Source organism: Peribacillus sp. YIM B13472 (genome assembly GCF_042788005.1).
GTDB lineage: Bacteria > Bacillota > Bacilli > Bacillales > DSM-1321 > Peribacillus > Peribacillus simplex_E.
Genome location: NZ_JBHZPG010000017.1, coordinates 56,884 through 83,316, shown reverse-complemented (window position 1 = coordinate 83,316; position 26,433 = coordinate 56,884). Strand labels below are relative to the sequence as shown.

Annotated in this window: 28 protein-coding genes and 1 riboswitch; of the genes, 16 read left to right on the top strand and 12 right to left on the bottom strand. The window is 39.2% G+C overall.

Translation table 11 applies throughout. From position 1 onward, the window contains the following. Both ACFX4I_RS14705 and ACFX4I_RS14700 read right to left on the bottom strand, forming a co-directional pair. Window positions 1-894 (bottom strand): TauD/TfdA dioxygenase family protein, encoded by an 894-nt coding sequence (locus ACFX4I_RS14705; protein ID WP_230302584.1) that lies wholly within the window; start codon window positions 892-894, stop codon window positions 1-3. Window positions 895-924: 30 nt separating this feature from the next. Beyond that, window positions 925-1,914, bottom strand: coding sequence for an ABC transporter substrate-binding protein (locus ACFX4I_RS14700; RefSeq protein ID WP_377421493.1), 990 nt, complete (start codon window positions 1,912-1,914; stop codon window positions 925-927). 380 nt (window positions 1,915-2,294) lie between these two features. Here ACFX4I_RS14700 and ACFX4I_RS14695 point away from each other — a divergent pair, with 380 nt between their 5' ends. Both ACFX4I_RS14695 and ACFX4I_RS14690 read left to right on the top strand, forming a co-directional pair. Further along, a complete protein-coding gene (locus ACFX4I_RS14695) occupies window positions 2,295-3,065 on the top strand; it encodes an ABC transporter ATP-binding protein (protein WP_377421529.1) in 771 nt (256 codons plus the stop codon). 31 nt (window positions 3,066-3,096) lie between these two features. Then, entirely contained in the window at window positions 3,097-3,921 is an 825-nt protein-coding gene (locus tag ACFX4I_RS14690) for an ABC transporter permease (RefSeq protein ID WP_377421491.1), read from the top strand. A 61-nt stretch (window positions 3,922-3,982) separates the two neighbouring features. On the opposite strand, the gene ACFX4I_RS14685 is transcribed toward ACFX4I_RS14690, so the two are convergent. Further along, window positions 3,983-5,209: an ATP-binding protein gene (locus tag ACFX4I_RS14685; protein ID WP_230302587.1), complete on the bottom strand. Its 1,227-nt coding sequence runs from the start codon at window positions 5,207-5,209 to the stop codon at window positions 3,983-3,985. A gap of 656 nt (window positions 5,210-5,865) precedes the next feature. Between ACFX4I_RS14685 and ACFX4I_RS14680 the strand changes: the two genes are divergently transcribed. Next, the gene (locus tag ACFX4I_RS14680) at window positions 5,866-6,795 is read left to right on the top strand and encodes a glycerophosphodiester phosphodiesterase (protein ID WP_377421489.1); all 930 of its coding nucleotides are present in this window, start codon (window positions 5,866-5,868) and stop codon (window positions 6,793-6,795) included. Between the two features lie 157 nt (window positions 6,796-6,952). Beyond that, on the top strand, window positions 6,953-8,092 hold the full coding sequence (locus tag ACFX4I_RS14675; protein WP_377421487.1) for a zinc-dependent alcohol dehydrogenase: 1,140 nt from the start codon (window positions 6,953-6,955) through the stop codon (window positions 8,090-8,092). A gap of 402 nt (window positions 8,093-8,494) precedes the next feature. Here ACFX4I_RS14675 and ACFX4I_RS14670 read toward each other — a convergent pair whose 3' ends face one another. The 3 genes from ACFX4I_RS14670 to ACFX4I_RS14660 are packed head-to-tail and all read right to left on the bottom strand — an operon-like array spanning window position 8,495 to window position 11,424. Beyond that, complete coding sequence (locus tag ACFX4I_RS14670; protein WP_377421485.1) at window positions 8,495-9,409, bottom strand: iron-hydroxamate ABC transporter substrate-binding protein; 915 nt, start codon at window positions 9,407-9,409, stop codon at window positions 8,495-8,497. Between the two features lie 20 nt (window positions 9,410-9,429). Continuing rightward, a complete protein-coding gene (locus tag ACFX4I_RS14665) occupies window positions 9,430-10,434 on the bottom strand; it encodes a FecCD family ABC transporter permease (RefSeq protein ID WP_377421527.1) in 1,005 nt (334 codons plus the stop codon). A 12-nt stretch (window positions 10,435-10,446) separates the two neighbouring features. After that, window positions 10,447-11,424 (bottom strand): FecCD family ABC transporter permease, encoded by a 978-nt coding sequence (locus ACFX4I_RS14660; protein ID WP_377421525.1) that lies wholly within the window; start codon window positions 11,422-11,424, stop codon window positions 10,447-10,449. 397 nt (window positions 11,425-11,821) lie between these two features. Here ACFX4I_RS14660 and ACFX4I_RS14655 point away from each other — a divergent pair, with 397 nt between their 5' ends. The 5 genes from ACFX4I_RS14655 (at window position 11,822) to ACFX4I_RS14635 (ending at window position 16,343) form a co-directional block, all read left to right on the top strand. Continuing rightward, the gene (locus ACFX4I_RS14655; RefSeq protein WP_377421483.1) at window positions 11,822-12,325 is read left to right on the top strand and encodes a hypothetical protein; all 504 of its coding nucleotides are present in this window, start codon (window positions 11,822-11,824) and stop codon (window positions 12,323-12,325) included. Between the two features lie 185 nt (window positions 12,326-12,510). Beyond that, on the top strand, window positions 12,511-13,044 hold the full coding sequence (locus tag ACFX4I_RS14650; RefSeq protein ID WP_377421481.1) for a histidine phosphatase family protein: 534 nt from the start codon (window positions 12,511-12,513) through the stop codon (window positions 13,042-13,044). 169 nt (window positions 13,045-13,213) lie between these two features. Next, the gene (locus ACFX4I_RS14645) at window positions 13,214-14,002 is read left to right on the top strand and encodes an HAD family hydrolase (protein ID WP_377421479.1); all 789 of its coding nucleotides are present in this window, start codon (window positions 13,214-13,216) and stop codon (window positions 14,000-14,002) included. A gap of 116 nt (window positions 14,003-14,118) precedes the next feature. Continuing rightward, window positions 14,119-14,233, top strand: a riboswitch (TPP riboswitch). A gap of 135 nt (window positions 14,234-14,368) precedes the next feature. Continuing rightward, a complete protein-coding gene (thiC, locus tag ACFX4I_RS14640; protein WP_144528516.1) occupies window positions 14,369-16,150 on the top strand; it encodes a phosphomethylpyrimidine synthase ThiC in 1,782 nt (593 codons plus the stop codon). A 22-nt stretch (window positions 16,151-16,172) separates the two neighbouring features. Further along, complete coding sequence (locus ACFX4I_RS14635; protein WP_155727214.1) at window positions 16,173-16,343, top strand: hypothetical protein; 171 nt, start codon at window positions 16,173-16,175, stop codon at window positions 16,341-16,343. Window positions 16,344-16,443: 100 nt separating this feature from the next. Here ACFX4I_RS14635 and ACFX4I_RS14630 read toward each other — a convergent pair whose 3' ends face one another. Both ACFX4I_RS14630 and ACFX4I_RS14625 read right to left on the bottom strand, forming a co-directional pair. Beyond that, on the bottom strand, window positions 16,444-16,953 hold the full coding sequence (locus tag ACFX4I_RS14630) for a DUF3231 family protein (protein WP_377421477.1): 510 nt from the start codon (window positions 16,951-16,953) through the stop codon (window positions 16,444-16,446). 98 nt (window positions 16,954-17,051) lie between these two features. Continuing rightward, entirely contained in the window at window positions 17,052-17,195 is a 144-nt protein-coding gene (locus ACFX4I_RS14625; RefSeq protein WP_377421475.1) for a hypothetical protein, read from the bottom strand. A 178-nt stretch (window positions 17,196-17,373) separates the two neighbouring features. On the opposite strand from ACFX4I_RS14625, the gene ACFX4I_RS14620 reads away from it, so the two are divergent. Next, window positions 17,374-18,006, top strand: coding sequence for a spore coat protein (locus ACFX4I_RS14620; RefSeq protein WP_377421473.1), 633 nt, complete (start codon window positions 17,374-17,376; stop codon window positions 18,004-18,006). Window positions 18,007-18,063: 57 nt separating this feature from the next. On the opposite strand, the gene ACFX4I_RS14615 is transcribed toward ACFX4I_RS14620, so the two are convergent. From ACFX4I_RS14615 to ACFX4I_RS14605, 3 genes are all read right to left on the bottom strand, one after another. Beyond that, complete coding sequence (locus ACFX4I_RS14615; protein ID WP_098370871.1) at window positions 18,064-18,429, bottom strand: carboxymuconolactone decarboxylase family protein; 366 nt, start codon at window positions 18,427-18,429, stop codon at window positions 18,064-18,066. A gap of 113 nt (window positions 18,430-18,542) precedes the next feature. Next, window positions 18,543-19,325, bottom strand: coding sequence for a cytochrome c oxidase assembly protein (locus ACFX4I_RS14610; RefSeq protein ID WP_377421471.1), 783 nt, complete (start codon window positions 19,323-19,325; stop codon window positions 18,543-18,545). Next, window positions 19,315-19,833 (bottom strand): DUF2243 domain-containing protein, encoded by a 519-nt coding sequence (locus tag ACFX4I_RS14605; protein ID WP_309519460.1) that lies wholly within the window; start codon window positions 19,831-19,833, stop codon window positions 19,315-19,317. The genes ACFX4I_RS14610 and ACFX4I_RS14605 overlap by 11 nt, the downstream gene beginning before the upstream one ends. A 293-nt stretch (window positions 19,834-20,126) precedes the next feature. Here ACFX4I_RS14605 and ACFX4I_RS14600 point away from each other — a divergent pair, with 293 nt between their 5' ends. From ACFX4I_RS14600 to ACFX4I_RS14575, 6 genes are all read left to right on the top strand, one after another. Then, window positions 20,127-20,972 carry a manganese catalase gene (locus tag ACFX4I_RS14600; RefSeq protein WP_230302607.1) on the top strand — a complete coding sequence of 282 codons (846 nt, stop codon included), beginning with the start codon at window positions 20,127-20,129 and terminating at the stop codon, window positions 20,970-20,972. A 475-nt stretch (window positions 20,973-21,447) separates the two neighbouring features. Beyond that, window positions 21,448-22,215 carry an arylamine N-acetyltransferase family protein gene (locus ACFX4I_RS14595; RefSeq protein WP_377421468.1) on the top strand — a complete coding sequence of 256 codons (768 nt, stop codon included), beginning with the start codon at window positions 21,448-21,450 and terminating at the stop codon, window positions 22,213-22,215. Window positions 22,216-22,380: 165 nt separating this feature from the next. After that, the gene (locus tag ACFX4I_RS14590) at window positions 22,381-22,998 is read left to right on the top strand and encodes a hypothetical protein (protein ID WP_377421466.1); all 618 of its coding nucleotides are present in this window, start codon (window positions 22,381-22,383) and stop codon (window positions 22,996-22,998) included. Between the two features lie 357 nt (window positions 22,999-23,355). Next, window positions 23,356-23,499, top strand: a complete 144-nt coding sequence (locus tag ACFX4I_RS14585) for an anti-repressor SinI family protein (RefSeq protein ID WP_230302598.1) — start codon at window positions 23,356-23,358, stop codon at window positions 23,497-23,499. Between the two features lie 220 nt (window positions 23,500-23,719). Next, complete coding sequence (locus ACFX4I_RS14580) at window positions 23,720-24,289, top strand: YdhK family protein (protein ID WP_377421464.1); 570 nt, start codon at window positions 23,720-23,722, stop codon at window positions 24,287-24,289. A gap of 267 nt (window positions 24,290-24,556) precedes the next feature. Then, the gene (locus ACFX4I_RS14575) at window positions 24,557-25,039 is read left to right on the top strand and encodes a GNAT family N-acetyltransferase (protein ID WP_377421462.1); all 483 of its coding nucleotides are present in this window, start codon (window positions 24,557-24,559) and stop codon (window positions 25,037-25,039) included. 330 nt (window positions 25,040-25,369) lie between these two features. Here the strand turns inward: ACFX4I_RS14575 and ACFX4I_RS14570 are convergent, their stop codons facing one another. Next, complete coding sequence (locus ACFX4I_RS14570; protein WP_377421460.1) at window positions 25,370-26,206, bottom strand: RMD1 family protein; 837 nt, start codon at window positions 26,204-26,206, stop codon at window positions 25,370-25,372. Window positions 26,207-26,433: the final 227 nt, after the last annotated feature.

Sequence of the window (26,433 nt, the reverse complement as noted above, 5' to 3'; positions counted from 1 at the left end):
TTATTTCTTAATAATTAGTTTGCTTGACTCGTTCTCCTTGTTTACGGGAACGTCTTTTCCTACAGTGACCCTGCGAACGACGCGGTGCTGGTTCCCGTAATCGGCAATAGCGTAATGCTGTGTGGCTAGGTTATCCCAAATGACCACGTCCCCTTCACTCCATTGCCAACGCACGGTATTTTCTAAGCGCGTGACGTATGAATCGAAGATACTTAATAATCTTTCAGATTCACTTGTTGTATATCCTTCCACTCTTCCAGCAAAGCCACCTAATAACAAATGCTTTTTTCCTGTTTCTGCGTGCACGTGAACGACTGGGTGCCTTGTTTTATAAATGGTCGATTCGAATATATCACGATATTTCTTTTTAACCTCATCATCAATGTTTTCGGTTGGTTTGAATTGTGCATAATCATATTCATTTGTATGGATTGCCCATAGTCCATCCGCTAATTTCTTCAATCCATCCGGCAGGTCCTCATATGCTTTATTGGTATTTGCCCAGACTGTATCGCCGCCAACATCAGGGATGGTTACACCTCTTAAAACAGAGTATTTAGGAACTTCTGGAACAAAAGTGACATCAGTATGCCAATGGTTTGCTTTAGCACCCCGTTCGGAATCAAGTTCGAAAATATAGTTAGTATTGTCTTTGACAGGTACTGTAGGATGTGCATAAGGTTCACCCAATAGTTTGGCAAATGCTTCTTGGCTGGCATCGTCCAAATGGTTTTGACCTTTGAAGAATACGACTTTATGATCGTTTAACGCTTGTTTGATTTCACTGAAAATAGCTAAATCCAAGTCTCCGCTTAATTGGACTCCTTGAATTTCCGCTCCAATCCTTCCTGCTACGGGTACCACTTTTAATTGTTGTGTTTTAGTTTCTGTCATAATCAATCTCCTCCTGTAAGGTATGTTTTTTTATTTTTTAAAGGCTTCATCAATGTATTCATTGTGGATCTGGTTTTTAAAATTAAATGATTTCTTGATATAACCCACACCAGCTAAAGTATCGATTGATTCCTGTTGTGCCTTGATGGCATCTTCGGTAAAGAAGATATTCGGTTCTTCAGCCGTTATTATTTTCTTGACTGTGCTCACAGGCATTTTTGTTTCTTTGGAATAAATTTCAGATGCTTCATCTGGATTTTCAATTTGCCAATCGGCAGCTTTTTTATAAACCTTTAAATAGGCCTCGACAATTTCAGGATGTGTTTTTGCAAATTCGTTACGTGCAATGATTGCACCAGGAGCTAATATTTTTCCTTTTACTTTAAGTGCGACTGCATTCCCTTTTTCAATATTATTAAGGTAATAAGGGTTCCATATCGCCCAGGCGTCCAATTGTTTGGTTTCAAAAGCGGATTGAGCATCATCCGGTTGTAAATTGATGAGTTTAATATCATCAGTCGTTAGACCATGTGCTTTCAATGCCTTGATTAAATACACATGACCCGTTGTCCCCGAGGCAACACCGACCGTTTTTCCCTTTAAGTCTTCAATCTTCTGTATGTCACCTTCTGGCTGAGCCAGGATCCGGACAGATGACTCACCTCGACCTGTTTGTGCAATCACTTCAAATGGCAGATTCTTATCAATTCCGGCAATTAGTGCACCATCCCCTAAAAAAGATAGGTCAACCCGATTGGAAGCGAGGGATTCCAAAAGCGGGGGACCACTCGGGAATTCACTCCACTCGATTTGGGCACCCAGTTTAGAAAACTCTTCGTCGAACAATCCCTTTTCCTTTGCAATGACCAATGGCCCCATCTTGCCATTTAAGGCAATATGAACTTTAAGTGGATCACTTTTCCCGGAAGCTTTACCGGCATCGGAATTACAACCTGCCAATACAGCAATGCTAATGATGGCAAGTAATACTGCGGTTAACTTGTTACGATATTCCTTCATGAATTCCCTCCTTTTTTATTACACTTACCACATCTGGATAGTCAGAATAATGACAAAAAAAGAGATTCAACGAAGAGTATGCCGGGGTTACTCTTCATTGAATCTCCGGTAGTCCAGTTGATTCACATGACCTTTATTTAATTGGTTTTTTGTGAAGCGGATTTGTGTATGAATGCATCTTAACAGGTGTTAGAATAATCTGTCAATTTATTTTTGATTAATCCGATAAAATAAATTGGTATTAGGTGTTGATTATAAATAATCGATAAGTTAATATAAAATGAAATATTGAATCGACTAGTTAACTAGAGATTCAGCAAAGGGACAATATGTGCCTTATTGCTGGATCTCTATTTTTTTTTATTCGAGAAAGGGTGAGGATATTGGTAGCGACGCTAGAAATTAATCATGTAAGCAAAACATTTAAGAATGATAATGAAAGTGTCCATGTTTTGGATAATTTAAATCTGAGCGTCAAAAATGGTGAGTTCGTCACCATCATTGGTCCGAGCGGCTGTGGGAAAAGCACATTATTAAAGCTGGTCGCAGGACTTGATTCAGACTTTGACGGCTCGATCATAGCAGGGGATCATCCGGTTAGCGCCCCTTCTAAAGACCGTGGTTTCATTTTTCAGGAGCACCGCTTATTTCCATGGCTAAACGTGGAGAAAAATATTGCAGGTAACCTTCCATTAAAAAAACCGGACATTAGAAAAAGGGTGGATGATTTAATTTCACTTGTTAAGCTAAAAGGATTTGAAAAGGCGTATCCACGCCAATTATCAGGTGGAATGTCGCAGCGTGTTGCCATTGCCAGGGCATTATTACGTAATCCTGAAGTTTTATTGCTGGATGAGCCATTCGGTGCATTGGATGCTTTCACGCGAACGCATCTTCAAGAGGCTTTGCTAGAAATATGGGAGAGGAATATGACAACGATGGTGCTTGTCACCCATGATATTGATGAATCCATCTTTTTATCGAGCAAAGTGGTAGTCATGGAGGCAAAGCCTGGACGGATTAAAGCTATCGTTCCTATTGATTTACCATATCCAAGAACTCGAACAAGCAAAGCGTTTCAGGAATTCAGGAACGTCATTTTAACCCAACTTGATCATCATCCTGAAGAAAGGGATGATTGGAGCATTTAATTAATTTTTGAAAAAAGGAAGGATGAAAAATATGTCTACACAGACCGTTGCTCAAAACAAGTCGCTTGTCATAAGGAAAACGAAAAAACAATCCAAACTGGCCAAATCAGCATTGCGGGGTTCGTTCCTTCCCGTTGTCGTGTTGATTGCGTGGCAATCATTAGGTTCGGTTGGCATCCTGCCTGCCCAATTATTCTCATCACCTTTATTGATCGTCACGACTTTCATTGATCTCGTTCAGTCAGGGGAAATGGGCATGCATTTACAAATCAGTTTAACGCGGGCTCTTCTTGGCTTTGCATTAGGTGGTTTTTTAGGCTTATTGCTAGGAGTCATCGTTGGCATGCAAAAAAAATCTGAAGAGTATCTTAATCCAAGCATTCAAATGTTACGAACAGTTCCTTTACTTGCGATTACCCCTTTATTCATTATGTGGTTCGGGTTTGGTGAACTATCCAAAGTGCTGCTTATTGCTTTAGGTGCTTTTTTTCCTCTATATTTACAAACTTTTTTGGGCCTTCGGAATGTGGATAAAAAACTATACGATGTTGCCCAAATCTTAGAGTTTAGCCGTCTGGAACAAATAACGAAGCTCATGATTCCGGCAGCACTGCCAAACATATTGCTTGGTATCCGTTTAGCCTTAAGTGCGGCTTGGATGTGCCTGGTCGTAGCTGAATTGTTGGGTGCGGATAGAGGGGTGGGCTTCATGATCCAGGATGCCCGTTCATTCATGCAAACGGACGTCGTATTCGTAGGCATCATCATTTTTGCCCTCGCTGGCAAAATCTCCGATTCGTTTGTCCGCTTTTTAGAAAATCATTTGCTGAAATGGCAAGATAGTTTTAAAGCCTAATTGAAAAGGATGGCCGCCCGGTTTTGGGAGGTCATCCTTTTTCTTGTTTGGTAATGTATGTTTAATCTATTTCTCTATGTAAGGGCAAATAAATGGTGAAGGATGTCCCTTTGTTCAATTCGCTCTGCACCACGATTTTCCCTTTGTATTTTTGAACGATGGAATAACAAACGGTCAGGCCGATACCTGTTCCCCTGTCTTTAAGTGAATAAAATGGGGTACCGAGTATTTCAAGCTGTTCTTTGGAGAGGCCTATTCCTGTATCCGTTATTCGTATTTTTGCCATAGTGCGTTCCTGCTCTGTTTCCACTTTGATGAATCCGGGATTGTTCATTGACTCAATTCCATTTTTCATGATATTGACCAGTATCTGTTTAAGCTCGATGGGATTCATGTTAATGTGCAGGTCGTCACGGAAATCCAAGAGAAAGCCTATGTTGCGATTATTGGCGAAACTCGTTAATAGATCGGAAATCTTTTGGATTTCGAAATTTAAAGGAATGACCTGTGCATTATCCGTTTGCGGCTTTGCCAAAGACAAATAATCATTGATTATCACTTGTGTATATTCAAGTTCTGTAAGCATGGTCTGTACATAAAATTTTTCCGTTTCATTCAGTTCCTTCTCTTGATCTAATAACTGGGCAAACCCTTTCACGACTGTAATCGGATTACGTATCTCATGTGCAATGGTGGCAGCGAGCTGTCCGACTGAGTTCAGTTGCTTGGCCTGCTGTATTTCCTTATGAAATGCATTAGTGGATTCCACCCTATTATTGGTTCCTATGAAGACGAATGCCAATATGATTTGTATCGCGATGAAATTAAGCGTGTTGCCGAAACTATCCAAAGCGACATATTCATAAGTGTATTGAAGATCCGTTTTTGAAATGATCAAGATGGAAGCAGGACCTAAAATGATATTTAAAGTGGCGACAATATAGAATCCGATTTTATCAAAGAGAAAAATGGGAATCAATGGTGCTATGGCAAATAATGACAGCATAATTGCAGTGTCCGGAAATACCCAAAATTTGCTATATAAATAAACAGTAATTAAGAAAATGAATAGGGTTTTATAAAAATTGACTTCTGTTTTTAAGTAAAATAACAGAGAAATTATCATCCCCGATATTAAAATGACCTGTAATATCATCTCGTAGGGATTATCTTTCCAACTTATAGGTGATACAGAAATCCCAACTAATAGTAAAAAGGATATCATTGCCATGAATGCTTTCAATATAAATCGGTGTTTGTTTTGATAATATTGATAATTTTTTAACATAATTCCCCTTAATATTAATATTCTGTTTGTTTGTTTAATAGTAATATGATACTAGTTTTTTGTAAATCAGAAAAAGATAGATTTTGCCTTCGATAGTCTCTATATATAGTACCGGAAGGGGAGGTCAAGGAGTTAGGGAACAATTCTGTCCATGCCCCCTTGGTATGTCAACATTGTAACATCTGATCTAATATCTGGAATTTATCGGATTTAAGTATGGTTTATTATGGATATAGGAGACTTGAAGTATTAATGAAACGGTTAAAGACTTATTAAACAGCGAAGAAAGGAGTTAAGTAACGAGGAGGATGTGTAAATGTTTAGTTGTTGGTATTTGGGTGACTGTTTTTTTCTACTATTTCAATATGTGAATGCCAAGAAACTTTTTATATTTTCTTATTGGATTACCAGTATCCATGTTTAGCACATTTCTCATTTATGATTTTGCTTTTAGTGGGTTTTTAATCATTAATTAAATAATTAAGTCGTCATTCATATCGGGTTAGGTACAACGAACTAATGAATGCACTGTGGGTAATTGTTTGGTAGGTTATTTTACTCATTTTTACTAATATATTATTTCTTTACATTATATTAGCTGTAGATTCACATTCCCTTTCTAAAATGATGGTAATAATAGGAGGGAGAGAGGGAAAATGAAAACGAATATAAAGAAATTCGGTTTTTGTATGATGAGTGCGGCCTTTATATTGCAAGCTACTTCCATGGGGGCCTCAGCTGCAAATGGAAATCATTCCAATTCATCTATTTATGAGAAGAAAATCGTGAATATTGCACATCGGGGAGCTTCTGGTTATGCACCTGAACATACCATTCCCGCTTATCAATTGGGAGAACAAATGAAAGGTGACTACATAGAAATCGATCTTCAGATGACCAAGGATGGAAGATTGATAGCAATGCATGATGAAAAGGTGGATCGTACAACGAATGGTACAGGTCTGGTGAAGGATTTAACGCTGGCAGAAATCAAGCAACTGGATGCCGGTTCATGGTTCAATGAAAAATATCCGCAATTGGCAAAAGAGGTATATGAAGGGTTAAAGGTTCCCACTCTTGAAGAAGTCTTTAAGAAGTTCGGAAAGCAGGCCAATTACTATATCGAAACAAAGTCCCCTGAAGTATATCCAGGAATGGAAGAAGAACTTCTGCAGGTTCTGGAAGAATATAAAATGGTGGATTCAAAAGGCCGTACCAAGAATGTATTAATACAATCGTTCAGTAAAGAAAGCCTTATGAAGGTTCATGACATGAATCCAAAGTTACCGCTTGTGCAACTCTATTCTTATAAGAACCCAGCAACCATTTCCGATGAAGAATTGGAATCCGTTAAGGAATATGCAATTGGCGTTGGCCCGAACTTCAATAAGGTTGACGGACAATATGTGAAGATGGTTCGCAGTCATGACCTTCAATTCCATCCATATACAGTAAATGATAGAGCGGATATGAAAAAGGCTCTTGAATGGGGTGCAACGGGGCTGTTCACTAATTATCCTGATGTATTCAGCGAGGTACTAAGAGAGTACAAGCATGATAATCACAATGAAAATGGGAATTTATAAGGTTACTAAATAAGAGTTTCATATGTGAGTCCCGGTTTTCCGGGGCTTTTTTTGTAATGAAGGGCAAATAATTATTGGGGAAATTAGGTGGTCTTAGGCTTAGCAGGCTTTTTGACGGGTATATCAAATGTATTAAAAATATTTTAGGAGGTTGATTATGAAAGCTGTCACTTTTCAAGGAGCAAAAGAGATACAGGTAAAACAAGTTGAAGATCCGAAACTGCAGCAAAAGGATGATATCATCGTCCGAGTGACTTCAACGGCTATTTGCGGATCCGATCTCCATATATATCAGGGTGCTTTGCCCACGCATAAGGATTATGTCATTGGCCATGAACCGATGGGCATCGTTGAAGAAGTGGGTCCTGAAGTAACGAAGGTGAAAAAAGGGGACAGGGTTGTCCTGCCTTTTAACATTTCTTGTGGGCACTGTTATTATTGTGAACATGATATGGAGAGTCAATGTGATAATTCCAATCCCAATGAAGCGGTGGATACAGGCGGATACTTTGGTTTTACGGAACGATATGGGAACTATCCAGGCGGGCAAGCAGAATATTTAAGGGTCCCATATGGAAACTTCATGCCGTTTGTCATCCCAGAGTCATGTGAACTTGAAGATGAGGCACTATTGTTCATGTCCGATGTGCTGCCAACCGCATATTGGAGTGTAGAGAATGCTGGCGTCAAGAAAGATGATACTGTAGCGGTACTTGGCTGTGGGCCGATTGGCTTGATGGCTCAGAAGTTCGCTTGGATGAAAGGCGCAAAAAGGGTCATTGCAATCGACAATCTTCCTTATAGGCTCAATAGGGCAAAACAGATGAATAAGGTTGAGGCGTATAACTTCGATGAGTATAACGATATGGGCAGCTACATTAAGGAAATCACTTCAGGCGGGGCCGATGTGGTCATAGATTGTGTGGGGATGGACGGCAAGAAATCAACGATCGAGGCGATTGAGCAAAAGCTGAAACTTCAGGGCGGAACGTTAAGTGCGATCGAGATTGCACTTAACGCCGTACGTAAATTCGGTACGATCCAACTGACTGGAGTATACGGATCCAAATATAACATGTTCCCATTAGGCAATTTATTTGAAAGGAACATTAACCTGAAAATGGGGCAAGCACCAGTCATTCACTACATGCCAAAGCTCTTTGATAAAATCATGGCTGGAGAGTTCGACCCCACGGAAATCATATCCCATAAAGTCCCTCTCGAAAAAGCGAGTGAAGCTTATCAAATCTTTAACGATCACGAAGATGAATGCATTAAAGTGGTGTTAAAGCCATAATGTGATAGCGTGATAGGATACTTACAATAAGGCAGTTTACATTTGAAATAAAAAATATTCACAGTTAGCTGTCTTGTTTTTTCTTGTTCTTGTTCTTTTTCTTAGCTCTTCCCCCAATAACCGTCAATAATGATAACTAAAATATGATTAACTTACATTTGTTAAATGAATGGATAGAATTAATATATCTATAAACATCAAAAAGGCTCTTAACTAATAAGAGCCTTTTTACATGCATGATTACTCTGTTGACTATTCGCGTAAGGCTGATTCTTCCTTTTTTGAATCTATTGAGACCGGGCTAAGATAATTCATAGGTGTTTACCTTAATAATGAATTTTATGGTAACTCAAATGCTTAAAAGATACTATAAAAATAAACCAACAATAATAACACTATCTATTATTTTGAAAAGATTTCTTTTGCATTGTCCATGGCCATTTTATTTCCTAGTGCTGAATAGTCAAGCCATGGCTGGTCCGGAACTACGTAAACATGTTTTCCTTTAACTGCTTTCAACCCTTTCCAAATGGGTGTATCTTCTAACTGCTTAAAAGCTGTCTGAGACTCATCGTCACCGTTGACAATGACAAATATAGCATCTGCATCGAAATCTGGAAGAACTTCTTGAGATATGACTTCGTAAGGTAGATTTTTATCAATGTCTTCAACACCATTAGCAGGTTTAAAACCTAAATCCTGAAATAAGATAGGTCCCATTGGTCGTTTAGTACTAAATACTCGTAATTCCTTTGCCGTAACACGCATGGCCATAACTTTACTGCCTTCACCAAGTTTATTTTTAATTAAATCTTTCACTTCTTTCGTTTGTTTTTCATAATCTGAAATGAATTTTTCTGCTTGCTGTTGACGATTGACAAGTTTACCTACGGACTTTAAATGATCTCTCCATGTTCCTTCATCAAGATTAAATACATGAGTCGGTGCAATTTTTTCATATTTTGATACATCTTGTCCTGAGAATTCCTTATCAAGATAAATCACGGAGGGGCTTAGTTCAATCAACGCTTCCATATCTGGATCTTTTACAGGTCCAAGCTTTTGCGTATCTTTTAATTGATCCTTCACATGAGGCAGAAAATCTTTTAAATCTCCACCAATAACAGAACCAACTGGAGTTATACCTAATGCCAGCAAATCATTTGTTAGGTGGATGGAAAGTGAAGCGATTCTAGGTTCTTCGCTCCCAGGTTTATTTTTTTGTGCTGATTTACTACCATTTGAAGAAGTTTGTCCGCAAGCCGACAAAATAAGAATTAACATAATGCTATATAAAATAGTAAGTTTCTTGTTCATTTTTTTCTCCTATTGAAAAGTTATTTTGTTTTTGTGAGCAAATAAAGAAAATACGGAGCTCCTATAGCAGCGACTACTATACCAGCTGGAATAGCATTTGGCTGAAATAAGGATCGACCAATGGTATCCGCAAGCACTAAAATAATGAGCCCTATAAGTCCTGCAACAGGAAGGAAATGTTGGTACATTGGGCCAACAAGCCGACGGGCAAGATGAGGGGCGACTAGACCAATAAATCCAATACCGCCGGCCATCGCAACACTCGCACAGGACAAACCAACAGCAGTTACCAGCATCAGCAAACGTTGTTTTTGAACAGAAGCACCAAGTCCAGCTGCTACGTCATCACCAAGTGATAAGGCATTTAATGTGTTAGATTGGAACCAAGCATAAGGTGCTAAAATAAGGATCCACGGAAAAAGGGCAATAACATGAATCCAATCTCTTCCCCAAACATTTCCAACTAACCATCTTGAAGCAAATGAGTAGGTTTCTTCATCAAGACGAAGAGACAGAAAAAGTGTAATAGCACTAAAACCAGCAGAAATTGCAATTCCAATGAGAATAAGTCGAATGGGCAATATGCCCTTGTAACGATCATATGCAAGTAAAACAATAAGAAAAGCAGTTAAGATTCCGCCTAAAAAGGTAAATAACGGTATAAGAATTGATGCTTCTTCATCTAATGAATGAAAATATGTAACAAAGATAATGAGACCAAAGGAGGCACCTGCATGTAAGCCTAAAATTCCTGGATCTGCCAAAGGGTTACGTGATAATCCTTGTAAGATTGCTCCTGAAATTCCTAATCCAACTCCCGCCAACATGGTAATCAAGATTCGTGGCATACGGTAATCAAACAGCACAGTAGAACTTTTAAAATCACCGTAGCCAAAAAGTGTTTGGATTACTTTTAAAGGTGAAATCTGCAATGTACCTGTATTCAAGCTTATTAATACTGCAACTATACTAATTAAAATAAATACCATAGTAACTGTATATGCCCTTTTGTTGTCTGCATTCATAAGGTTTTTCACCTATAAATCCCTCCCTACTTTACGAGCAATATAGAGAAAAAAAGGAACACCGACAAGGGCTACCATTATACCAATAGCCAGCTCTCTAGGTGGGTTCAACGTACGAGCTCCCAGATCAGCCAGTATTAACAGTATCGAACCCAGTAATGCTGACATTGGAATGATGAGCTGATAATATCCTCCAACCAATTTTCGTGAAATATGTGGGATTACAAGTCCAACAAAACCTATTGAACCAGCGGCCGAAACAGAAACTCCTGCCAGAATAACGGTTATTATCATTCCGAGTATTCTGATACGATTCGTATTCACACCAAGATTGGTGGAGATATCATTGCCCATTGAAATAAGTGACACAGATCGCCCTAACGATATTGCCCAAATAATAGCGATAAGAATAATAGGAGCTAATACTTTCAAATGATTCCACTTTATCCCCGCAACACCTCCCGCATACCAAAATGCTAAATCTTGACTCAAATCATAATAAATAGCCACTCCTGAACTAAGTGAATGTAAGAGCGCTGCTATCACTGCACCTGAGATTGTTAATCGAATGGGTGTTAATCCTCCTGGCACAGATGATCCAATAACAAAAATGCATAATGTACTCAATACAGCTCCAATAAATGAAAAAATCATCAAAAGAGAATATGGAATGTTTGGAAAGAAAGCAAAACTAAGGGCTACCACAAACATTGACCCTGCGTTAATTCCAAGTATTCCTGCGTCAGCTAAGGGATTGTGGGTTACTCCTTGCAATAATGCACCTGCAACTGCAAAAGCTGCTCCGACTAATGCTGCGCCAATAACCCGTGGAAGCCGTAGTTCGTGGATAATCTGTTGCTGTGTCAGTGTAGGATTATAATTAAAAACCGCTGACCACACCGTATTGAAGGTAACGTCTTTTGCCCCAAATGTTACAGCCAAAAACATGGACACAACTAATCCAAGAATCACCAGGATGAATAAACACATTAGCAGAAAAACATTTGAACGATTTTTAAGTTCCTTTAGAGAGTGAGTATGTAACATTTGTTAGTTCATCCTTTACTTTTCGATGCGTGAAATTGATAATCATTATCACGATGAGTATAACTTTACTCCTTGTTGAAATCAAACTATTTTTCAATATATTAAAATATTGAATAATTGATATGTGTTTCCATAGCTCTTCTAAAGTCAGTAGAATTGTAGAAGATCATAAGTACAAAAATAAGCGGATGAACATTCAAAATCTATTATTATGATAAGGGAAAAAATGAGTTGATGTTCCAAAAAGACACGTTGCAAAAGTGAACTTGAATAAGGGTTTTTGGTAATGAGATGGAGCATTTATATTATATAATGATAGTGACAAAAGGAGGATGTATAGATGGTATATAATTCGGCAGCAGAACTTTGTGAAGGGTTTGGGTATCCGCCCGTTCATGTTAAATTGACGATAGAGATCCTCGATGAGAGATTGGGACCAGTAACGGCGGAAGCAGAGATTGCCATCAAGCCTGTTAAGTCAAAGGAATATCTAGAAGTATTGGTGGAAGAATTGGAATCGGAGCATATCTTTGCTGATGAAAATGGCAGTATCTATGGCAGCTTCGGCATCGATCAAAGCATCCAGATATATGATGAAGTCCTGACTACCATTCCGTTCGAAGAGTTAATAGGAAAGGAAAAATGGAAAGAGACAATTGAGGAATCAATCACTGTGGATAAGCTAAAGGAACAACTGGGGAAATCCCTCAATGATTATCCATTCAGTGATTTGAGCGGAAAATATAAATTCAGGAAAAGATGTACGATAACGGAACTTCAATTCAAAGAATGTAACAAAACTGGAGAAGGCGAAATGCTTTCTCTTTTTTCGATGCCATCATAATCAAATGATTATAGTGACACAATCCGTTAGATTTTTTAAACATACACAATGTCAAGGAGAGATCAATAAGGTTTTTTTTATGGTTTCAACATACATTTTTTTATGGTTTTACATAGGGTAATATATTGATAAGGGCTTTTACAAGAAAACGAAATTTATATTTTAAAAGATAAAAAGGAGAATATATGAAAATTGGTTTGGTACGGCATTTTAAGGTGGCACATGAATTTCCCACTGGGAGACCTGTGACGGCGGATGATATGAAGCAATGGTTTGAGGACTATGATGCAGCGGATATCATTTACGGAACGACTTTATTTGGTGTGGAGGAATGGCAGGAATGTTATAGCAGTGATATGTCGAGAGCTATCAAGACAGCGGAACATATCTATCCAGGTACGGTTCATCGGATGGAGGAGCTGCGGGAAATACCTTCCCCCCCACTTAAAGGAAAGGTTAAGCTGCCGTTCATCCTTTGGGCCATCTGGATTCGCTGCTGCTCGGTAATCAACAAGCAGACAAGGGCGGAAATTAAGATCGCAGAGCGAAGGATCAATAAAGTATTGGATGAAGTCTTAGCAAAGGGGGAAAGGGATGTTCTGATCGTGAGTCATGCCGCCCTCATGGTATATATGAGGAAAGAGCTGATACGACGGGGGTTCACCGGTCCAAAATTCAAAATTGCCAGTAATGGAAAGCTTTATGTATTTGAAAGATGAAAAAGGGGAAATATTGGGTGTACCACCAGAAAGGGTAAGTCATTTTTGCTGATTTTAAGAAAGAGGAAGGCATTTTCCGAATAGTTATTCTTTTTTTATTGGTTGTGGTTTATTATTGTAATAGTGTAATTTTTACGAATTCAATAATAGGGAAAGAGGGGTGGACATTTTGCTGAAGGCAGTTTTTTTTGATTTAGATGATACATTACTATGGGATCAGAAAAGTGTAAAAGAGGCTTTTGTGGCCACATGCGAAGTGGCTAGGGAGAAATATGATCTGAATGTGGACGAGTTTGAAGAAGCGGTGCGAAAGGAAGCACGTGAGCTTTATTCTTCTTACGATACATATGCATTCACTCAAATGATCGGAATCAACCCATTTGAGGGATTATGGGGGAATTTTCAGGATGATCATGATGAATTCCGGAAGATGGCCGGGATTGCACCGGCTTATCGGAAAGAAGCGTGGACGAGAGGTTTGAAGGCATTAGGGATCGATGATCCGGAATTTGGGCTTGAACTGGCAGAACGTTTCCCGGCCGAGAGACGCAAAAAGCCATTTATCTATGAAGAATCATTCCGTGTTCTGGATGAATTAAAAGGGAAGTACAAATTGCTATTGCTTACGAATGGATCTCCTGAACTACAAAATACCAAACTTGAAATTACGCCTGAACTGGTTCCTTATTTCGACCAAATCGTGATATCAGGCGCATTTGGACGAGGTAAACCAGATGCCTCCATTTTTGAGCATGCTTTGGAAATCATGGGGCTTGATAAGGATGAAGTATTGATGGTCGGCGATAATTTAATGACCGATATCCTTGGAGCATCACGGGTAGGCATAAAGTCGGTCTGGATAAATCGCCATGATAAGGAACGGAATGAAGTGCTTCCAACCTATGAAATCAAGCATTTAGAGGAGCTATTCCCCATCCTTGAGAACCTGGGGAATTAATTGGCAGTACTACTTCAAATTACAAATTTTGGAGAGTTGTAAAGGAAGTACTAGGTCTTTTAAAGTATTTACAGAATGAAAAGGGTGATATATAGTTACCCTGTAATCAATTAAATTATTCAGACTAGGGGTGTCCAATAAAAGTTGGGCTGAGAGAGAAGCGCTTAAGCTTCTTAACCCTCAGGACCTGATCTGGTTCATACCAGCGTGGGGAAGTTAGAATCTACTAAACAATGACATTTCAATTGGTCATTTCTGTAGTCATACTAACGCTAGCCGGGTCTTAAATATGAGATCTGGCTTTTTCGTGCGAAATGGATTGGATTTTGTCCTTTTTAAATAAACTTAAAAAGGAGAAATGAAATCATGATGAGTAATTCTGTAAATGACATGAACGTTTCAATTATGTCTAGTTTTGCCGGAAGTAAAAAAGTCTATGTTGAGGGATCTAGACCTGATATTAAAGTACCTATGCGTGAAATTAAGCTAAGTCCGACTACAGGGGCATTCGGCGAAGAGGAAAATCCGCCTTTACGAGTATATGACACAAGCGGTTTTTATACGGATTCAGATTATCCCATTGATATTCGTAAAGGTCTTGCCCCGATTAGACGAAGCTGGGTTCTGGAACGGGAAGATGTTGAAGAGTATGATGGCCGTGAAATAAAGCCCGAAGATAACGGGTATAAGAAAGTTGAGTCACAATCCAACGCCGAAGTTTTTCCTGGATTGAAAAGAAAACCATTGCGTGCAGTGAAAGGGCAAAACGTAACCCAGCTCCATTATGCCCGTAAAGGTATCATTACTCCAGAAATGGAGTTCATTTCGATCAGGGAAAATGTAGCCCCTGAGTTTGTAAGAGAAGAGGTAGCTAGCGGGCGGGCGATCATTCCGGCAAATATTAACCATCCTGAAAGTGAGCCCATGATCATCGGACGTAATTTTCATGTGAAAATAAATGCGAATATTGGAAATTCCGCGGTTAGTTCATCGATCGAAGCTGAAGTGGAGAAAATGACTTGGGCTACACGATGGGGTGCAGACAATATAATGGATCTTTCCACCGGAAAGAATATTCACACGACCCGGGAATGGATTATCAGAAATTCACCTGTGCCAGTTGGGACGGTTCCGATATATCAAGCATTGGAAAAAGTGAATGGAGTCGCGGAGGATTTAAATTGGGAAGTTTTCCGGGATACATTAATCGAGCAGGCTGAGCAAGGTGTCGATTACTTCACCATACACGCTGGTGTGCTTTTGCGATACATCCCCATGACAGCAAAGCGAGTTACGGGAATCGTTTCCCGAGGGGGCTCCATCATGGCACAATGGTGCTTGGCCCACCACCAAGAAAGTTTTCTCTATACTCACTTTGAAGAGATTTGTGAAATCATGAAGGCTTATGATGTCTCTTTCTCATTAGGTGACGGCCTCCGTCCGGGATCCATTGCAGATGCAAACGATGAGGCACAATTTGCTGAATTGGAAACACTTGGGGAACTGACGAAGATTGCTTGGAAGCACGATGTTCAAGTCATGGTGGAGGGACCCGGTCACGTACCGATGCATTTGATTAAAGAAAATATGGATAAGCAGCTCGAAGTCTGTCAAGAAGCACCATTCTATACCTTGGGACCATTGACAACGGATATAGCTCCTGGATACGATCATATCACTTCTGCGATTGGTGCTGCCATGATTGGATGGTTTGGAACTGCCATGCTTTGTTATGTGACACCGAAAGAGCATTTGGGACTTCCGAATAAAGAGGATGTTCGGGTAGGGGTCATAACTTATAAAATTGCGGCCCACGCAGCTGACCTTGCTAAAGGTCATCCGCATGCAAGAAAACGGGATGATGCCCTTTCGAAGGCTAGATTCGAATTTCGTTGGAGAGATCAATTCAATCTTTCCCTCGATCCTGAAAGGGCGGTCGAATATCATGATGAAACTCTTCCGGCTGAAGGTGCCAAAACGGCTCATTTCTGTTCAATGTGCGGCCCAAAATTCTGCAGTATGAGAATCTCTCAGGACATCCGTGATTTGGCGAAGGAAAAGGGTCTGGGTTTTGAGTCGGTAATTGATGAAGGGCTTAAAGAAAAAGCGAATGAATTCAGGAAAACGGACGGGGAAATCTATCAATGATTCCGACGAGAGGGAGAATTCGATGAATCGGGTAATCCAGATAAAAGTTGAAATGAAACAGTTGGAAACTCAATTGGAACAATTGAAAAGAGAGCTGAACATTTATCGGGAGAATTGTAATCATGAATTTGTCAAGAATGATTATAGTCAACAATGTACAAAGTGCTACTTAATCGAAAGTCTGCAATGGTAGTGATGCCTTAATTGTCCTTTCATTATCGGAATTAATCCCTTAATCATGTTGGGCATTCAATCACAAAGTCAACATGATTAAGGGGATATTTCATTACTATTTACAAACTTGTTTTAGTAATATGGAGAGGAGGAGGGACAAGCCATCCCTTTTCCTTATTCAATCTTAGGAAGTCAGCACCCAATGACGCTTTTTTGGTATGGAATTGTGCGAACATCTGTGCAATATCTTCGCGGATGCATTGACCCATGATCTGGCTGCAAGCAACTAATCCTGCATTGATATCGATTGATACTGAAGCACAGATTTCAGGATCTTGAAGTCGTGCCCCAACGGGAATATCCTCTAAATTTGCTTTAGGCCTTTCAGGTGGTGATGGAGGCAGTCCCACGTTATTTTCTTTTAATAATAATTCAATTTGGTCACTTTCCTGTTTCCCTTGATTGATCACTTCTACAAGTAATTTATGCAGGTCCTTATCACCAGTATGATTAAGCATAGTTTGATGACATGCAATCAAGCCTTTTGTTGTTGTTAGAAATGCCCATGTTCCAAATACCTCACCGTAATGCATAGGCTCTTCTTTCGGATTTCCGCTTAAAATTCCCATAACCATCCTCCTTAAGAATTTCACAATTTAACGTAGTTAAGTTACCCTGTACTAATCCATGTATGCATCGTTAATTCTTGGAAAACGTTGGAGTGATTTTAGCCTTTTATTCCTTGTAGCCATTCTTGATAACATTCATCACAGAGCATTTCATTTCTATCCATGTCAGTAACTTGAAACGTTACAACATGGATTTTTTTTCCTTCCGTTTCATCAGTACAATAGAAGCTTTTATGTGTCATTAGAAATCCTCCCATTCAAATAAAAGTTTTTATAGTTTAAAACGTCATGTTTTTTTTATACAGATAACATGACTGCAGCTTAATTGGTCTTCTTGGAAGAGTTTAGATTGAATAATCCTGTTTGGGTTTAACATACTAAACTTGTTCGCATGATTGATAAAACGAGGAGGGAAATACAATGCAAAACCAATATCAACAAGGGCAAGTACACCAGAACATGCAAACGGGTGCCATCCCCCCACAAATGAATCACGGTGGTCACGAAGTATTCGATGTACATGAAGTGTTGTCTGGAGCGATTGTTACTTTAAACACTTACACTCTTTTGCGTCAGCATGTACAGGATCAGGAATTGATGGACATTCTGGATCGTCAATATCAGTTCATCCAAGATGAATATAATATTACATTGGAGTGCTTCCAAACGGGCCAGGATCCTTCTAAACGGACTCAGAGCTACAAAATGAATCAAGGTAACGATTTTATATATGGATTGACACCCACACAGCCAAAGAAACCTTTGCGATCCGTCTCGGAAATTACGGATGAATGCATTTCAGCCATGATGCTGGGAGCTGTCAAGTCTACAGCATCCATGAAAGCGATGTCAGCGCTTGAAATAACGAATCCGGTGGTACGCCGCGTATTAGCAGATTCCGTTCCGAACTGCATTGAAATGGCATATGAGATTTCGGTATATCAAAACAAACATCATTACTACCAAGTTCCACAGCTTGCACAGCAGGATATGCAACAAATGATGAATTCGTATGCACCCGTTCAAGGAAATAACAACAACATGAGTCATTAAAAGCATTTGTTAAGAACATGAAGAAGGGATAGGACTAACTCTCCTATCCCTTCTTTATCATTGTTTCATCTGGTTTATTTCCTGGATGCATTCCTGGACGAGGGTTACAGCCTGACTCATGGTGGCTCCTCCGCCAAATGCTGCGGTCACACCAATGGCTTCAAGAATTTCTTGTTCGGAACAGCCTTGATCAAGACACCCTTTTGTATGGTAGATAATACAGTATTCATCTTGTGAATATAAGCTTATTCCTAGTGCGATAAGCTGTTTTTCTTTCTGGGATAATTGACCTTCTTTAAAGCACTCTTCCGTAAACGAATTGAATTTCTCTGCGAGATCAGGCATTTTATGCGTAAAGACACCGATTCCAGCTTTATAATCACGAAGAGCATTTTCAGTAGAATTGTTAGCTTCAAATTCCATTTTCCATTCAGCTCCATCCTAAATTTTTTTCATCAAAAATTAGTATGAGCTAAATGCTGGACGATTAAACAGAAACATAGGAGTTCACCAAAGTAATCATGGAACCGTCCTTCCTACAAGGCAAGTGAACCCTTAGGCCGGGTGGCTTTGAACCATTGATAGCAAAGGATGCAAATAAGTGCAAAGTCAATGGCATCACCGGCATAGTACATTAACATTCCTCCATTTTCCGCTTGTTCCTTGGTGACCCCGCTTGGAGGGTGGGCAAAAATATATTTAGAAAGGATATCATGGCCGGCCAGTGAAATTGTAAATACGATAGCTCGAAACATGAAGCTGAACCTGTGGGGCGCAGGGTCCATATAAATCATGGACGCAGTGAATAGATAGCCCGCTATGAACATGTGAAAATGCACCAATGCATGTAGAAGGGCATTCTGATGCATCAACCCGTTTAACCCAGTCGTATAAAGTATCCAGAGTCCCCCAATATTAAGCGCGGAAGCAGTGATTGGATTACTTAAAATACGCAGCGGCCAACTTTTCAACAGCTTTGAAAGGCGTCTTGCTGATTGTACATCAAGTGTTCGCAGTGCAAGAGTAATAGGTGCAGCAAGCACGAGTTGGATGGGTACAATCATTCCAAGCAGTAAATGACCAACCATGTGCGCCGTGAAGTCCATATGCGCGCGATTGGCGATGGGGCCTATAATTGCAGAGGCTGCACAGATGGTGCCAAGAATCCAAAAGAACGTACGGTATAAGGGCCATTTTTTATAGCGGCGAGTCGAAATTACGACAGCTGCGATATAAATAATTATAACAATAGAGAAAAGAATCAATAAAATCGGTTCAAAACCAGTTCCATTATCATGAATATGTCCATTACTGTGCATTGCGGCCGTCTTCTTTCATTTTAAGTAAGCTGCTCCTTGTTTGAATGACGATGGTAATGCCGATCAGTATCATGATTGTGGCAGCAATGTTCCAAATCAAGTCGTATGGGAGAATATCGACATTGTAACGGATTTGATGGAGACGCATTAGCTTGTGCTGGATGGTCCCGTCATATAACTGAAAAGAACCTGCCCCGAGTAAAACTCCTCCTATCCACCTTTTCAGCCATAATCCCTTTCGGCGGCGAAGGTCAGCGAACATGAACAGAGACCCGACCGTTGCGAACCAGCTTAGGGCATGAAATAAACCATCCGAGACAAGTCCGATGCTGGATGTGGACTTGTCATAGAAATGGTGCCAATGTAATAGTTGATGAAAGATGGCCTCATCGATGAATGCCACCAATCCAATCCCGAATAGAAAACCGGACCATAGATTACGGGCGGAATAAGTATATCGTAATTCTGAAATGGATTGATTTTTTTGATTTCGGGGCCTGAAATCCATTTTCCATCCTCCTTTTAAGTTTCTTTATACGTGGTTGGTTTTACCATATATGGTTCTTTCTACTTTACCCTGTATTGTAAAGTTATAGACAGGTAAATGGATCTTTTATAAATCTAATTAGTGATCCATTCATAGTCCTAGATAATCCTTGGATTATTAGTTCAATGATCATTGTTAATTGCATGTAAATTTTTTCTAATTATTGTTCATTATAACTGGATTCATGTTTCAAGCATGGACAGGCGGGTAATAAAAACCTAGAAAGTCAACTTATAATAAAAGGAGGAGTTAATATGTTTCGTCATCAAAAAGAATTGCAATTTGAAGTTAAGGTAGAGCGGCCAGATCCGATGCTTGCACGGCAAATTCAGGAAGTGTTAGGTGGACAGTTTGGGGAAATGACTGTCATGATGCAATATCTTTTTCAAGGCTTTAACTGCCGTGGGGAAGAAAAATACAAAGATATGCTGATGGATATTGGTACAGAGGAAATTGGACATGTAGAGATGCTTTGTTCGCTCATTAGTCAATTACTTGATGGCGCTTCTCCGGAAGATCAGGCAGAAGCCGCAAAAGATCCTGCTACAGCAGCGATCATGGGTGGAATTAATCCCCAGCATTTGCTCGTAAGCGGACTTGGCGGACTGCCAACCAACTCGAATGGGGTGCCTTGGAACGGATCTTATATTGTAGCGAGCGGAAATCTATTAGCGGACATGCGATCGAATCTGCATGCCGAAAGCCAAGGACGCCTTCAAGTGGCCCGTTTATATCATATGACCAAAGATGAAGGGGTACGTGCTACCTTCCGTAAAATGTTAGCCCGTGATCGTTACCACCAATATCAATGGATGGCGGCCATTGCAGAACTTGAAGAAAAAAATGGCGTTGTCGTTCCCGCGTCATTCCCACCGGAAGCGGAAATGGAATCTCAGCCGGAAGCGTACGAATTCTGGAACTTGTCAGAAGGTAATGAATCAGGAGACGGCCTGTGGGCAACAGGAAGAGCCCCAGATGGTACGGGGGATTTTGTTTATGTAGCTGAACCAGTTGCGAAAGGGCAGATTCCTAACCCTAAGGTTCCGGCAGCACAATTGCATCATGACCTGGATAGAAGTCAATCGCTTAATAAAAGGTAATAGAACTTTTCAAAAAAAGCTCGATGGCCTATAAAGGGACATCGGTTTTTTTATGTTTACAAAATCTGATTATTTGCGTGTGGATATGATTTGGGGTAGCATAGTTTCCATCTTCAAGACACCATTTTAAAGGATGGTCACTAATTTAAATAGTAAGAAGTGGAACAAATGAAAGCAGTAGGTGCAGAACAATGACTATTTAAAGGTTTTTCCACGCCCATGCCGGAAAAGGGCGAATATTAATTAAGGTGAAAGCCTCTGCGGTAAATAGTAGAACGGATATTGTTTCACGAGAAGGGAAATCCGGTAAATGGCCAATCCAATATTGGGGATTGAAGTTTCTGGGGAAGTGGTGGAGAGGGAAAAGGTAGAGCTAATGGCAGATTGATTGAAGAATGAAATATGGACAAAGTATAATGAATATATACAAAGTCAAGATACTCTTCGTCGGTATCTGTCTAAAGGGGGAATCTTAATGAATGAACTGAATGCATTATTCAGGAAAAGAATAGGGCTCCAGGAAGATGTGAAACTGACATTTGAGAAATTAGATGAAATTCTCGATAAGACAGCGAAAACCATTCCTTTTGAAAACTTATCGATCATGGCATCCCATCTGAGTGATATCAATAAAGCGAATATCATGAACAAAGTCCTCGTGAGGAATGAGGGTGGATTATGCTATGAATTGAATGCAGCCCTTTATTTTTTCCTGAGGGAAAATGACTTTGATGTATTCTTGGTTCGGGGTGTCATCTATAATCAGGGGTGGATGACCATAGGAAGGACCCATGTCACCATCCTAATGAACCATGAAGGCCGAACTTATTTGATCGATACGGGTTTTGGCGGGAATCTGCCTTTAAAACCAGTTCCTTTGAACGGAGAAACGGTCGTTTCCCAAAATGGTGAATTCAGGATAAAAAAAGAAAGTACCGACCATGGAGATCATATCCTTGAATTAAAACTGAAACATAAAGATCGCGATTGGAGAATAGGGTATGCTTTCGATTCTTCAAAACCGGTAGGAAATGTAGCGGAACTTAATGAGGTCCAAACGATCATCAGGGAAAATCCCCAATCACCATTTAATAAGCATCCATTAATCACCCGTTTGACAAACAGCGGGAACATCACTTTAACTGATACATCCTTTACACAGTGGGAAGATGGGAAAGTGACGAAAGAAGAAATAGATGGAACACGATTTAAAGAGTTAATGAAACAGCACTTTGATAGATAGTGGAAAAAAGGACTGAATATCAAAGGCGGAAAGGAAGCGAATTTCTGAGAACATAGGCAAACTCGCTTTCTTCGATTTTGTCTACAGTCTAAAATACTAAAATATCCATTACGAAAGTTTATACTATTTATTCAATAGATTCGAATTCAGTGGGGTGAGAAGGATATGGAGAGGAAGAATCGATTGGTTTTTACTAGATCGAATGCAGCTGCTAAGCGAAAATTCGATGAAGCGATCACCATTTTGGAATATAGCGTAATGCTCGTTGAGCTCTTTGGATTAGAAGAGTTCAACAATATAATTGCCGGACAGTTAAGGCTGATTCTATGTGAAACGAAAAATACGCGCATAAAGCGGGAAAAGGTCACGATTGACCAATCCTTAATAAAGAAAATCAATCCTAACCCGAAATTGTATCCCATTAAAGACTCCATTCAAATGAGCAATGTTCATATTACGGAAGACCTCTTCGATTATACTAAACAGAGGATTGAGCTAAAGCTTTGGAGAAATCAAATTATCTATAAAACCGATATCGAAGGAAAAATCCAGGAAATTAAAATCATTGATTTTATTAAGGAAACAGCTAATAAGATTGGCGGTACACAAGCTGAATCAAGTTTCCCTAATAAGTCCATTATTTCGGATGGATATACCAAAATCATGTTAATAGGTATAGCGAAAGGGTTATTCAAATCCATAGGCAGGGATTATAAAAAACATGCCTCCATGAACCTTGCACATATCATACAAAAAATCGAACAATCAACTTTGGGGGACTAGACATAAGAAGGACTTTTGACCAAGTCCTTCTTGCTTGATTTCCAGGCAATATCCGGCAGGATTGATCACCTCAAATAACCTCTATCAATAAACCATCTCTTTTTACCTCGGTTAAACCACGCTCGAAAGCATGCTGTTCACTTTTGTTATTAAATAAGTAAGGTCATTAATATAGAAGAATGGGGATTTCCCTGATTACAATCAAACATTGGGGCCTTATATGTAAATGTAAAGGTCTTTTAAATTTACACTAAAATGCAGCTATAGATGATTGAGATAATTTATAATGATAGTCCGAATATAGTTTTACACATTATTGGAAAAATAGACTGAAAATAAAAAGAAGGAGATGATGATATGAAGGATTTTGATGGAAACCTTCCTGACGAATGGCTGGAATTAGTGACATTGGCAATGAAATCGGATGTTACAAAAGAGCAATTCAAAAAGTTTCTGCATGAAAAGTCGAATAGCAATAAAAGTAGCGATTGTGGTGGCTAAAAAGAATTCTGTTCAGCCACAGAAAGGTGATTTTTCTATCTGCGAAGAAAGGTTCTTCTTTTTTCAGAACTTTAATATTAACGCGACCAGGTTGAATTCAGGCAGGACTATTGCATAAAAAAAAGTATGAGGCACCATTTCTTTTGCCACGAGTCCCTCCATATTTTCTGCATATTTTATTGGTAAGATGGATGCAATCATAAAGGAGGTTTTATTCAATATGAAAGAAAGAACAAAATTGCCTATCATCCTATCATTATTAGCAGCCCTGTTTTTAGTCCTTGGTGCATGTTCCAACAGCGAGGATAAAAACGAAGAAGATAAGGAAGCAATGGAACATAGTGAAATGGACATGAACCATTCTAGCTCGGGTGATGTTCCTGAAGGATTAAAAGCTGCAGAAAATCCAACATATGAAGTTGGAAGTCAGGCGATTATCGAATCAGGTCATATGGAAAGCATGAAGGGGGCGGAAGCAACAATAGTGGGTGCATTTGATACGACTGCTTATGCAATTTCGTATACGCCTGCAACTGGCGGAAAAAAAGTGGAAAATCATAAATGGATCATACACGAAGAAATCAAAGATGCAGGTGAGAAGACTTATGAACCCGGAGCGAAGGTCACAGTAAATGCTTCTCATATGGAAGGGATGAACGGGACAGTCGCTGAAGTTGAATCTGCTGAAAAAACGACTGTTTATATGGTCGATTTCACACCGACTACGGGGGGAGAGAAAGTGAAGAACCATAAATGGGTAACGGAAAGTGAATTATCAGCGTCTGAATGATTTAACATCATGATTTGCAAAACAGAAAATAAGTCTTGGTTATCCTTCATGGTTACTTTTTTTTATGGATGAAACCAACAGGAACGTTTTACAAAAAAAGTTGTAAACAACTCGCATTTCTTCGAGTTTTTCTACGTCTGAAAGAATGGCAAACAAGCCATTCTTTTTTTGTGAATAAACTTTATTAGGAATTATTGTATGCAGTGGATTGTAAAACTTTAGTATCTGTTAATATGGATTTATCAAAATATAAAATGGGGTGCAAGTATGGTGACTGGATTAACTATTAGACCTTTTATCGAAAATGACTATGAGGCGCTGAGCAACTATTGTTTACCTATAGAACAAGCAATCTATACTTCTTTACCTTTGAAAGTTATCGAAGACTTCAGGAAGGATAAATATAACCTCCCCATGGTCATTTATTTAGATGAGGATTTGATTGGTTGTTTTGCCTTATATACGGATAAAGCGGGAAATCAATATACAAGTAATGAGAATGCGCTTCTTCTTAAATCATTCTCCTTGGATTTGCGCCATCAAAAAAAGGGGCTGGCTTTTAAGACTTTAAAAGTGTTGCCTGAGATGATCAAACTAAGCCATCCAGATAAAAATGAGATAATTCTAACAGTGCATCATTCGAATGCTCCAGCGATAAATTTATATAAAAAAGCTGGATTCGTTGACAAAGGATACAGATTTAACGGGGAAGAGGGGGAGGAATTTATTTTCCATTTTGCACTGGATTAAGGGAGCTTTAGTTGATTGACTTCCGGAATATATAGAGGGCAGTGGAACGTGTTTGCAACCTCGGGGGAGTATAGAAAAACAGCTCTCCCATGAGAGGTAAACAATAGGGGATCAATCAGTAATCAAAGGAAATGGGAATCTCCCATAGTATAGTCTCCGGTATGGATGGAATTTAATTAAATTTCCAAACACAGTAACTTAAAAATAAAGAGAAGTTAAACGCAAAATAAGCATCTAAATGATGCTTATTTTTTGGAAGGCATTCCATCCAACCTACCATGCAGGTGAATTTTCACCATAATATTAATATGGATACGATATGTTCAGAATTCATGGTATCCATCCTACAATTTCTAAAATCGTCAGAATGATCTCAAAGACAATGAGAATCACAATGATCCATTCAACGAATAGTCCCCTGATCGAATGGCTGATGTTAGAAAACCCATCCATAATGTTATATAAAATTTCGGTTTTACTTTTCAAGATTTTATACCGATCATTCAATTCAAAAAAATCAAGCATTCTGTCATAAAATTCGCCGGCAATACTGCTTGTCCATGTAATATCAGGTTTATCCAGAATCATGATATACGCTAGGGTATTGTACTCGTGACGCACGATTTTTGCCGTCGTCCTCGCTAGTTCCTTATTGCCGATTCTCAGCTTGCCTTTTTCCAGTCGGTCTATCATGGCTTCGAGCTTGTCGTGAATTTTTCCGAGTTGTTCTTCGGTTTTTTCTAGTGCCACCGATTTTGCGAGAATAGTGGAAATTAATTCAGGGTAGAAAAATTCATATTTAGGCACAACTACAAATTCGTCTGTCAAATTGATGTTTTCAGTTTCACTGAAGTGAAGGCTGTAATCGTCTGTATATCTATCTACATTAGCGAGATCAATGTCCGGCTCGAATGAATGGATAAAGGATGAAAATTCCTTAATCTCATCCGCTTGTGAGTAATTAATGAAGACAATGCTGCCAAAGGAAAAAACCAGCACCTGTTGCGATTCGTCCACATTTTTATTAAGGATGGAACTTAGAATAACGCCTTTAAGGATTAAAGGCTCTTCCCAGGTGAATTTTTTAGGGATGCCGCAATGAATGGCGATTTTGTTCAAATCAATTTCGTTAGTGATTGCATATGCTTTAAAGGTAATTGGTTCCATCTATATCACTCTCTTCAGCAAATTGGTCTTTTTTCGATTCTATTCTATTCTTACAAAAACATGCTTAATAATTCTTGAAGGTAGAAAAAGTTTACTGACTGGTGTCTAAACCAATAAACTCCATTAAGGATATAAAAAATAATCAAGTCTAATCTTTGGGTTTTATGCTCTACACTCCCAATTCCTTTTAGCTGACTTAAAATACAATAGTTTATATGTAAGAGGGC

What these genes read in the sequence shown, in the direction of transcription:
- ACFX4I_RS14705 (WP_230302584.1), bottom strand. Translation starts at nt 894, where the DNA reads ATGACAGAAACTAAAACACAACAATTAAAAGTGGTACCCGTAGCAGGA.
- ACFX4I_RS14700 (WP_377421493.1), bottom strand. Translation starts at nt 1,914, where the DNA reads ATGAAGGAATATCGTAACAAGTTAACCGCAGTATTACTTGCCATCATT.
- ACFX4I_RS14690 (WP_377421491.1), top strand. Translation starts at nt 3,097, where the DNA reads ATGTCTACACAGACCGTTGCTCAAAACAAGTCGCTTGTCATAAGGAAA.
- ACFX4I_RS14685 (WP_230302587.1), bottom strand. Translation starts at nt 5,209, where the DNA reads ATGTTAAAAAATTATCAATATTATCAAAACAAACACCGATTTATATTG.
- ACFX4I_RS14680 (WP_377421489.1), top strand. Translation starts at nt 5,866, where the DNA reads ATGAAAACGAATATAAAGAAATTCGGTTTTTGTATGATGAGTGCGGCC.
- ACFX4I_RS14675 (WP_377421487.1), top strand. Translation starts at nt 6,953, where the DNA reads ATGAAAGCTGTCACTTTTCAAGGAGCAAAAGAGATACAGGTAAAACAA.
- ACFX4I_RS14670 (WP_377421485.1), bottom strand. Translation starts at nt 9,409, where the DNA reads ATGAACAAGAAACTTACTATTTTATATAGCATTATGTTAATTCTTATT.
- ACFX4I_RS14665 (WP_377421527.1), bottom strand. Translation starts at nt 10,434, where the DNA reads ATGAATGCAGACAACAAAAGGGCATATACAGTTACTATGGTATTTATT.
- ACFX4I_RS14660 (WP_377421525.1), bottom strand. Translation starts at nt 11,424, where the DNA reads ATGTGTTTATTCATCCTGGTGATTCTTGGATTAGTTGTGTCCATGTTT.
- ACFX4I_RS14655 (WP_377421483.1), top strand. Translation starts at nt 11,822, where the DNA reads ATGGTATATAATTCGGCAGCAGAACTTTGTGAAGGGTTTGGGTATCCG.
- ACFX4I_RS14650 (WP_377421481.1), top strand. Translation starts at nt 12,511, where the DNA reads ATGAAAATTGGTTTGGTACGGCATTTTAAGGTGGCACATGAATTTCCC.
- thiC (WP_144528516.1), top strand. Translation starts at nt 14,369, where the DNA reads ATGATGAGTAATTCTGTAAATGACATGAACGTTTCAATTATGTCTAGT.
- ACFX4I_RS14635 (WP_155727214.1), top strand. Translation starts at nt 16,173, where the DNA reads ATGAATCGGGTAATCCAGATAAAAGTTGAAATGAAACAGTTGGAAACT.
- ACFX4I_RS14630 (WP_377421477.1), bottom strand. Translation starts at nt 16,953, where the DNA reads ATGGGAATTTTAAGCGGAAATCCGAAAGAAGAGCCTATGCATTACGGT.
- ACFX4I_RS14625 (WP_377421475.1), bottom strand. Translation starts at nt 17,195, where the DNA reads ATGACACATAAAAGCTTCTATTGTACTGATGAAACGGAAGGAAAAAAA.
- ACFX4I_RS14620 (WP_377421473.1), top strand. Translation starts at nt 17,374, where the DNA reads ATGCAAAACCAATATCAACAAGGGCAAGTACACCAGAACATGCAAACG.
- ACFX4I_RS14615 (WP_098370871.1), bottom strand. Translation starts at nt 18,429, where the DNA reads ATGGAATTTGAAGCTAACAATTCTACTGAAAATGCTCTTCGTGATTAT.
- ACFX4I_RS14610 (WP_377421471.1), bottom strand. Translation starts at nt 19,325, where the DNA reads ATGCACAGTAATGGACATATTCATGATAATGGAACTGGTTTTGAACCG.
- ACFX4I_RS14605 (WP_309519460.1), bottom strand. Translation starts at nt 19,833, where the DNA reads ATGGATTTCAGGCCCCGAAATCAAAAAAATCAATCCATTTCAGAATTA.
- ACFX4I_RS14600 (WP_230302607.1), top strand. Translation starts at nt 20,127, where the DNA reads ATGTTTCGTCATCAAAAAGAATTGCAATTTGAAGTTAAGGTAGAGCGG.
- ACFX4I_RS14595 (WP_377421468.1), top strand. Translation starts at nt 21,448, where the DNA reads ATGAATGAACTGAATGCATTATTCAGGAAAAGAATAGGGCTCCAGGAA.
- ACFX4I_RS14590 (WP_377421466.1), top strand. Translation starts at nt 22,381, where the DNA reads ATGGAGAGGAAGAATCGATTGGTTTTTACTAGATCGAATGCAGCTGCT.
- ACFX4I_RS14585 (WP_230302598.1), top strand. Translation starts at nt 23,356, where the DNA reads ATGAAGGATTTTGATGGAAACCTTCCTGACGAATGGCTGGAATTAGTG.
- ACFX4I_RS14580 (WP_377421464.1), top strand. Translation starts at nt 23,720, where the DNA reads ATGAAAGAAAGAACAAAATTGCCTATCATCCTATCATTATTAGCAGCC.
- ACFX4I_RS14575 (WP_377421462.1), top strand. Translation starts at nt 24,557, where the DNA reads ATGGTGACTGGATTAACTATTAGACCTTTTATCGAAAATGACTATGAG.
- ACFX4I_RS14570 (WP_377421460.1), bottom strand. Translation starts at nt 26,206, where the DNA reads ATGGAACCAATTACCTTTAAAGCATATGCAATCACTAACGAAATTGAT.